This is a genomic window from Deltaproteobacteria bacterium (assembly GCA_016933965.1).
Taxonomy (GTDB): Bacteria; Desulfobacterota; Syntrophia; order Syntrophales; family UBA2210; genus JAFGTS01.
This window is the reverse complement of the sequence record JAFGTS010000036.1, coordinates 64,243-72,480: the sequence shown is the minus strand read 5'-3', so window position 1 is coordinate 72,480 and position 8,238 is coordinate 64,243. Positions and strand designations below refer to the sequence as shown.

Annotated in this window: 8 protein-coding genes; 5 read left to right on the top strand and 3 right to left on the bottom strand. The window is 47.1% G+C overall.

All coding sequences use genetic code 11. From position 1 onward, the window contains the following. Positions 1 to 752, top strand: a 752-nt coding sequence (locus JXO48_08895) for a hypothetical protein (GenBank protein MBN2283992.1), incomplete at its 5' end; no start/stop codon positions are given. A 271-nt stretch (positions 753 to 1,023) separates the two neighbouring features. Here JXO48_08895 and JXO48_08890 read toward each other — a convergent pair. From JXO48_08890 to JXO48_08880, 3 genes are all read right to left on the bottom strand, one after another. After that, complete coding sequence (locus tag JXO48_08890) at positions 1,024 to 1,398, bottom strand: prepilin-type N-terminal cleavage/methylation domain-containing protein (protein MBN2283991.1); 375 nt, start codon at positions 1,396 to 1,398, stop codon at positions 1,024 to 1,026. Positions 1,399 to 2,132: 734 nt separating this feature from the next. Beyond that, positions 2,133 to 2,411, bottom strand: coding sequence for a type II toxin-antitoxin system RelE/ParE family toxin (locus JXO48_08885; protein ID MBN2283990.1), 279 nt, complete (start codon positions 2,409 to 2,411; stop codon positions 2,133 to 2,135). Next, positions 2,401 to 2,619, bottom strand: a complete 219-nt coding sequence (locus tag JXO48_08880; protein MBN2283989.1) for a TraY domain-containing protein — start codon at positions 2,617 to 2,619, stop codon at positions 2,401 to 2,403. The genes JXO48_08885 and JXO48_08880 overlap by 11 nt, the downstream gene beginning before the upstream one ends. A gap of 231 nt (positions 2,620 to 2,850) precedes the next feature. Between JXO48_08880 and JXO48_08875 the strand changes: the two genes are divergently transcribed. From JXO48_08875 to JXO48_08860, 4 genes are all read left to right on the top strand, one after another. After that, a complete protein-coding gene (locus JXO48_08875) occupies positions 2,851 to 4,020 on the top strand; it encodes an aminopeptidase P family protein (protein MBN2283988.1) in 1,170 nt (389 codons plus the stop codon). A 191-nt stretch (positions 4,021 to 4,211) separates the two neighbouring features. Next, entirely contained in the window at positions 4,212 to 5,597 is a 1,386-nt protein-coding gene (locus JXO48_08870) for an FAD-binding oxidoreductase (GenBank protein MBN2283987.1), read from the top strand. A 73-nt stretch (positions 5,598 to 5,670) separates the two neighbouring features. After that, positions 5,671 to 7,044 (top strand): FAD-binding oxidoreductase, encoded by a 1,374-nt coding sequence (locus JXO48_08865; GenBank protein ID MBN2283986.1) that lies wholly within the window; start codon positions 5,671 to 5,673, stop codon positions 7,042 to 7,044. Beyond that, positions 7,045 to 8,214 carry a (Fe-S)-binding protein gene (locus tag JXO48_08860; GenBank protein MBN2283985.1) on the top strand — a complete coding sequence of 390 codons (1,170 nt, stop codon included), beginning with the start codon at positions 7,045 to 7,047 and terminating at the stop codon, positions 8,212 to 8,214. Positions 8,215 to 8,238: the final 24 nt, after the last annotated feature.

The window sequence follows — 8,238 nt, the reverse complement described above, 5'->3', positions numbered from 1 at the left end:
TTGTATGTCCTGACCAGCAATATCTGCAGGACGAATATGGAAACCTGGTTCTTGATGATCAAGGAAATCCCATACCGGTGTATGGCAACGTGATCTTTGTTCCTGAGTATTCGGAGCAGGCCTATGACATCGAGATTCTCATGGAATCGGGTAAAAAGGGACCCAAGAGTGCTCCGGCCGCAACGGAGCTTGAGGTGACGGACTGGTGTTCGGGATTTGCTCCCAACGATCCGGCAAAGCTGAGATTGCCGAAAAATGATGGTGGTTATGCAGTATATGCCAGAGTTCTTGCGAAGCCGACTGATGATCCGGATATTGAAATCTATGATCCCGGATTGGCATTGGTGGAGGACGAAAATGGAAACGATCTTCTGTACCTTGGTCTGGTGACGGAAACGGGATTCCAGACTGAATATGTGTCGTTTACCCGCACAAAGGGGAAACCCACGGCAGTGGATATCACCGGGCTCTTTCTGTGGACGGGCAGTATCTATTACCTGGTGGAACCAGCTGAAGGTGAGTATGTATCCACCTTGTTCTGTGCGCGCGACAATGATGCAGACGGCATATACGATGAGTATTACATCAAAGATCCTGAATTAGCCTGTGATGAGGGATATACGGAAGTTACCCTGTATATGATTTCGTATGAGAATGAATGGGTTTTCAGCATCGCCGATTTTGTTGAGTACTTCTGGAACATTGACAATAATGGTGTAAAACTGATTCAGGTTCGCTTTTACCCATTGTAAGTTCAATAACATGTAAAAAATAAACCGAGAAGGCAGGGTTGTCATTGGCACCCTGCCTTTTCATTGATTGCCCATTGAAAGGTTGAATATTCAGAAAAAATGCCTTTTAAACATGTATGAACGAACGTGCTCAAGAGAAACCGCGTGAATATTTGTACCCCGAAAAACTGTACATAAGGCTGTTGGTTCTTATTACCGATTAATTCTTTTTTATCCAAAATAAATTTCGAAACCTAAGCCAGCGTCTATATTCCATTATGTTTTCTCATGACTACGATGACGTGATATTGCCGTTGGCGTCAACCGTGTAAGTGAGTGTACCCATGGCATGCGTCGAAGTCATACTCAAACCTACTATGGTACCATTCAACACTGTAAGCACTACACCATTTGATCGTTGGAACCCATATGCCTGAAGCAATGCAAGGTCCAGCGTGTCATCATGGTGTTCGGTAAAATACAACTGGGCTGCTGTATAGGCATTTCTTGCATCTGCATGGGCCATTGCATTGAATCCTCGCACCCTATAATTGGAGTACTGAGGTACGGCGATCGCTGCCAGAATACCGATAATGGCGATGACTATGATAAGCTCTATCAGCGTAAACCCCCTCTTGCTGCTTTTATTGTTGCTTTTCGTAAACATGATATTGAACATCCTTTAATTATCTCGGTGTCCTTACATGTTATTACCAGTACTTGAAAATTGCATAATGAATCGTACTTAATATCTTATGATGATATATTGAACTATTGGTCACCAACACAAAGACAATAATCACCACGCTCATTATCACAACACCGCTGAATAACCCTACCTAGGGGTGGGGTATTCTGCGGGAACATTCCATAAAAAAGCAATTTGTGTACCAGTGAAAGTAATCCCAGTAACATGCATTATTTTATATACATGATATCATGGATTATTATTTTTTTGCCCATTAAATCGAAGCTGATCTTCGAGACACAAAATACGCAATATTTCATGAAAACCTGGTAGGAATTACCATCTTACACTTAATTCTATGAATGATTATTGCATTATCAACAGTACTCACAAGAAATAGTCTTTCATTTTTTCATGGCTTCGAAGCCGACATCTGAACCCGGAAGGGTGTAACCCACTACCTCCTCAATGATAGCTCTTTTATCAAATCTCCGATCATATCCACATGACAGGAACTTTAACCAAACTTTAACCTAACAAACTACAAATAGCTTATCTACCTGATATTGCTACCATAAATTTAGCATCGAACGGGTTCGATTCCCATGCACGCCAGTTTATTCGTTATTTTTGCATTTTAGCGAATATCTTTTTTAACCTTGCTTTAACCTATAAAATCAGCTCGTTGAGCACTTCAGGGAGAATTTATCCTCCTAATTTTCAATAATAGGATCATTATAAACATTTTTCCTGTCACCAACTCTCAAAATAAGAATGATCACAGATTCACGATCTATGGCGTAAATTATCCTGTATGATTCGTAGCGGTAACGGTAAAGACCTTTGAATACTCCCTTTAACGGTTTACCCAAGCTGAAAGGATCTTTTGAAAGGTAATCCTTGACTCGCGTTATAATCTTCTTCTGTTTCTGCCGGTCAAGCTTTTGGAGATCGCCTACCGCCTCTTCATGCCATTGAACATTATAGATCAAGAATATTCTCCATGTCTTCTGTCGAGTAGTACTTGGCATTTCTGTCGTTCAGGCGATCAAGGGCGAGATAAGCATCCTCATACTCGGCAAGATGCTGGGTAAGGATTTCTTTTATGTAAAAACTCTTGGGACGTTTTGTCTTCTTGGCCAGAAGATCAAGTCGATCTGACAGGTCTTCTTCGATTCTGACGTTCAGTACTTTGGACATTTTGAACCTCTCTGCTTTACATGAATTACATGTGTGACACTGTAATACAACTCATACGCAGGGTCAAGCCATATTATCAAACCAAAAAATCGGTTGCCTAAAACTTTCTATGCCGGGTTACTTTGTATCGGTTTTCATTGACATGCACCGGCGTATTTTTCTATTCTCCAAATGACAGAAGCACGCTCCCATGGGCAAATTTCCATCAAATGCTAAAAAAATGGAGGGTTTATGAATACCTATATCGATCATAACAAGCGTATCCAAAAGATACTGGAAGGAATGAAGAAGGACGATCTCGATATTTTTGTGGGTACACGTACGGTCAGCCTGAGCTATGTGGCCGGCGCGTTCATCCCCTGGAGAAGCGCGGTTGTGGTATCCAAAGATGGCACTGCGGGTCTTATCTCCTTGCTGCTTGACTGTGAGCGGCTCAAGAATGAGTCCTGGTTACATAATATTTCACCCTATGCACCGCTCCCCGGCATGGATCTCATGGACCTCATCATATTCAATATAAAACAGAACGGTGCGGAGAACGGCAGGATCGGGGTCGAACTCGGCCATTCTCCTCGCGGGAATACGGGATATCTGTTCGCTACGGAATACGAATTATTGAAAAATGCGCTGCCGAGAGCAACGTTTGTCAATGCGATCAAGATTGTTGACCGTGCCTGCTATATCAAAGAACCGGGCGAAATCCATCTTATGCAGCAGGCAGCGGCCATCGCGGATTCCGGCATACATTGTGTCCGGAACGCACTGGATGTAGGCATGACAGAAGCAGAAATAGCAGGCATCGGCGAAATGGAACTGCGCCGTCTCGGCAGTGAGTATCACTGGGCGGTGACCGGATCATCAGAAGTAGCTTCCGGACACAGGGCAACCTATGCCATGAACGGGACAACCCAGCCGACCCAGAAGATCGTGCAGAAAGGCGAAAACATCATCGTTGACCTGCATCCGCTTTATCAGATGTATCCTTCCGACCTGGCCCACAATTTCATTTTAGGAACGCCGACCGTCGAACAAGGAAAACTTGCCGACGCCTATCTGGCAACAGCGGAAACGATCGTCCGGAATTTCAAGGCAGGAAAGAAGGTCGGTGATGTTTTCAAGGCTGTCATGGATAAGGTAACTGAACTTGGTTACGCCCAGTATACGATTCCCTCCTTTGGTCACGGGCTGGGTGTGTTCGGACATGAATGGTATCCGGCGATCATCGACAATGATGAATTTTGCGATGTTGTCCTGGAGGAGAACGTTGTCGAAGTAGCATTTCTGGCAATGGCTGTCCCCGGAGTATGCGGCATGAGATTGGAATGTCCGGTACTGGTAACCAGGGATGGGGGAGAAATGCTCTCTAAAACGCCGCTGGAACTGACGGTGATCGAGGTCTAACGGCGGTGTTGCAAGCTCGGCTTTGGTGCGGTTGTTGGGCAAGGACAGGATCGGTGCAATGTCACATAGCAAGAGTCAACGGTAGACTTGGCCTTTTTATGAAAAAAATGGGAGTTTCACTTGACACTGGCCGCAGTTGAATTGTAACAGTTGCGTTGCAATCCCAAATAAACACATCCGGAGCTTACGAAATGAGCAGAGAGAAAGCGATATACGACTCGCTGGTTGCTATTGTCGGTGAAGATTTCGTCTCAAATGAACCGGAAGACCTGTATATGTATACCTGTGATGGAGGGACCACGGAACCTCGCAAGGTCGATTATGTTGTAGTGCCGAAGACAGTAGAGGAGGTTCAGAAAATAGTTCTCCTGGCAAACAGGGAAAAAGTTCCCATTACTCCCATGGGAGGGGGGCTCACGCTGAATGGCCTGGTTATACCTGTCCATGGCGGGATCGTGATGGACATGAAGAGAATGGACAGGATAATTAAAGTAAATACATCGAGCAGATATGTCGTAATCGAGGCGGGTGTTTCTCAGGGCGCCTTACTGTCATATCTAAGGAAACATCATCCAGACTTTCAGCATTCAATGCCTGAAGCCCCCAGTATAGCCACCGTGGTGGGAAATCTACTGATCCGTGGACACGGTTCTCTTGCCCAGTGCGGCGATAACTCCAACATGCTGAATGGCATGGAAGTGGTATTGCCCACGGGCGAAATATGCCAGGTAGGTTCCTGCTCTGCCTCGCCGCACTGGTTCAGCAAGGGTCCGCTTCCTGATCTGACCGGTCTCTTCATCGGCTGGTTCGGCACGACAGGCATTGTTACGAAAGCCTCGCTCAGGCTTTACCCCAGGCCGGAAAAAAGAGATATGATCCTGTTCGCCACGCAGAACCCGGACCTGATCCCCGACCTGGTATACAAGATCACCCAGACCAGAATGGCGGACAATATCGGCATGATGGAACAGGAGAAGCCGGAATACATGAAAGGGTTTCAATTCACGGGGGTGATCATATCCGGCGATTCCGAGGAAGAGATGGACTACAAGAGGAAGGTGCTCGGTACGATCCCCGAGATGTGCGGGGACAGCGAAAATAAAGTTACGCTCCTGGGAGATATCCCGGCGTCATCAAAGGAAAGATTCCTCGAGGAGCCTCCGTTTGCAGCCGTGGCGGCGGATTTCAGAAAGGGCGGCGGGTTTCAGTACTGTGGGATCATGATGCCTGTTGAAAAGGTTCCCGAGGCGTGGAGAAAAGGCATAGAGATCGCTCGCAGGCATGGAATGCTGTTCCAATGCGCGAATCAAGTCATGAGCGCCGGCCACGAAGTGATGTTTGGTTTTAATTATTCCTTCAACCGCGCCGACGAAGAGGATGAAAAAAGAGCAAAAGCGGCAATGGAGGACACAAACAAAATGGGCCTGGAGCTCGGAGGCATACCGTGGAAAGCAGACCTTCAGGCACAAAGATATATTGTTGAGAAAATGGATCCCAACACAGTGGAGTTGATGAAGAAGGTCAGGAAGCTTCTGGACCCGAACGGTATCATGAATCCCGGAAACTGGGAGAATTAAACGGATCTGCACCTTCCGGTGTCTGTTCACGTGGTCCCCTGCTTCGCGCAAACACACATTCTGAGGAGGAAATATGGATATATATGGTTCTTTAGTTGAGATCGTCGGAGAGGAGTTCGTCTCCGATCAGGAGGAGGAATTATATATTTATTCAAGAGATTCCGGGGCACAACAACCGCGAAAAGCAGACTATGTTGTCGTGCCGAAGACAGTGGAAGAAGTACAGAAGATAGTTCTATTGGCGAACAAGGAAAAGATCCCGGTCACCCCGATGGGCGGCGGCCTCACATTAAGCGGGTTAGCCGTACCTCTTAAGGGTGGGATCGTCCTGGACATGAAAAGAATGGACAGGATCATCGAAATAAATGAGAAGAGCAAATATGCCCTGCTGGAAGCAGGCGTCACCCAGGGCGCCCTCTATTCTCATCTTCAAAAGAATTATCCCCATCTTGAACATTCAATGCCCGACGCTCCCCCCATGGCTACCATTGTTGGAAATGTAGTGATCCAGGGGCATGGTCACCTCAGTGTGTCATGCGGGATCAATTCACAGATGGTCAATGGGATGGAGGTGGTGCTGCCTACCGGTGAAGTCTGCAAGCTTGGTTCCTGTTCTGTTTCCCCATACTGGTTCACCAGGGACCCGCTTCCCGATCTTATGGGTCTGTTCATCGGCTGGCTTGGGACGACCGGTATCATTACCAAGATAGCACTCCAGCTTTTTCCAAAACCGAAGTTCAGAGATCTGTTGACATTCACCTCCAACGAACTTGATCTGTTGCCGGATTTCATATTCGATATCACGCAACTGAACCTCATGGACAATCTGTTCATCATATCGCAGGAATGGCCTCCATGGGCACAGGGCATCCTTTATGTCCCCATCGTTTCCGCCCAGGATGAAGAGGAATTCGAACTGAAGAAAAAACTTCATATAGAGCTTCTCCGCAAATATGAAGGGAAGATCACGCTCGTGGAAGGGAAACATGCCGATCGCATGCGGGAAGCCAGATTGCCGGTTCCTCCGGTCACCCTGGGCGTCATGGCGGCAGACGCGAAACAGGGGGGCGGTTTCGAATATACGGGAGGGATAGTGCCGATAGAGAAGGTCCCTGAAGCATCTACCAGGTCGGTGGAGATCGCCCACAAGTATGGACAGCCGTACCTGCTCGGGTATCAGCTCCTCACCAGCGGGCACAGCATGATGTGCGGCCTCGCGTATTGTCTGAACCGTGCCGACGATGAGGATGTCGAAAAAGTAAGGAACGCGATCGATGAGACGAACAAAATGATCTTGGACGTAGGGGGTGTTCTATGGAAGGCTGAGGCGCCGGGACAACGGTTGATGGTGCAGAAGATGGATCCCAATACGATAAACCTCATGAAAAGGGTGATGAAAGCATTAGATCCAAACGCTATTATGAACCCTGGAAATTGGAGTGAATAAATGGCACTTGCAGACTATAAAGACATGGTACACAGATGCTTCAGATGCGGCTATTGCAAATTTACCAGCGATTATTCTTACGTGGGTTTTAATTGCCCCATATACAGCAAGGCCCGTTTAGAAAGTTATTCCCCCGGTGGATTGATGTGGCTGATATATGCCTCTCTGGTAAAGGGAAAGCTCAAACCCAGCAAACACTTCTCCGAGATCCTGTATTCCTGCACCATGTGCCGGAATTGCAGTGAGGAATGCAAATTCCAGTTTCATGATGATATCGTACATGTTCTGAAAGCGGCACGGGAGGAAATGGTAGATAGACAGCTCATGCCCCCGATGGTCAGCCAGTTCTTGAAAAATGTTTACGACTACGGCAATCCTTATCGGGAACTGAAGGAGAACAGAGACAACTGGGCTGAAAACACAGACATACGGCATTATGAAGAAGACGATGAATTTCTCTATTATGTCGGGTGCGTCGGATCCTATGATACCGTCAGCCAGAAAGCCGCCAGGGCATTGGGAAATGTACTGTTGAGATCCGGCCTTTCCTTCGGCATTTTAGGGAGCAGGGAGATCTGCGATGGAAATGAAGTGGATATGCTTGGTGAAAAGGGCCTGTTCGAATTCCTGAAAGAGGAAAATACTAAGACATTCAAAGAACTTGGAGTGAAAAAGATCGTCACTCTTTCACCCCATTCGTACAATACCTTGAAAAATAACTACTCAGATGAATTTGAGGTATTCCATTACACGCAACTCCTTCGCGATCTGATCAAAAGCGGAAAGTTGGATGTTTCCAGGGGATTCAAGGCAAAAGTAACCTATCATGACCCCTGTTTTTTAGGCAGGTACAATAATGAATATGACGCGCCGCGGGAAATTTTGACCGCCATTCCCGGGATCGAGCTGATAGAAATGGAGAGAACGAAGGAAAACTCTTTCTGCTGCGGTGGTGGAGGCGGCAACTTTTACACTGATGTCATAGGCGGCGGGGAAAACACACCGAGCAGGATCAGGGTCAGGGAAGCACACGAGACCGGAGCAAGCATCCTGGCCGTGTCGTGTCCTGTCTGCATGATGATGCTGGAGGACGCCCTCAAGGCAGAGGGGCTGGAAAACGACCTGGCCATCAAGGATATCTCTGAGATCATGGATGCGGCATTGGCGTAAACCTTTATGCGAAAGGAAATGCCG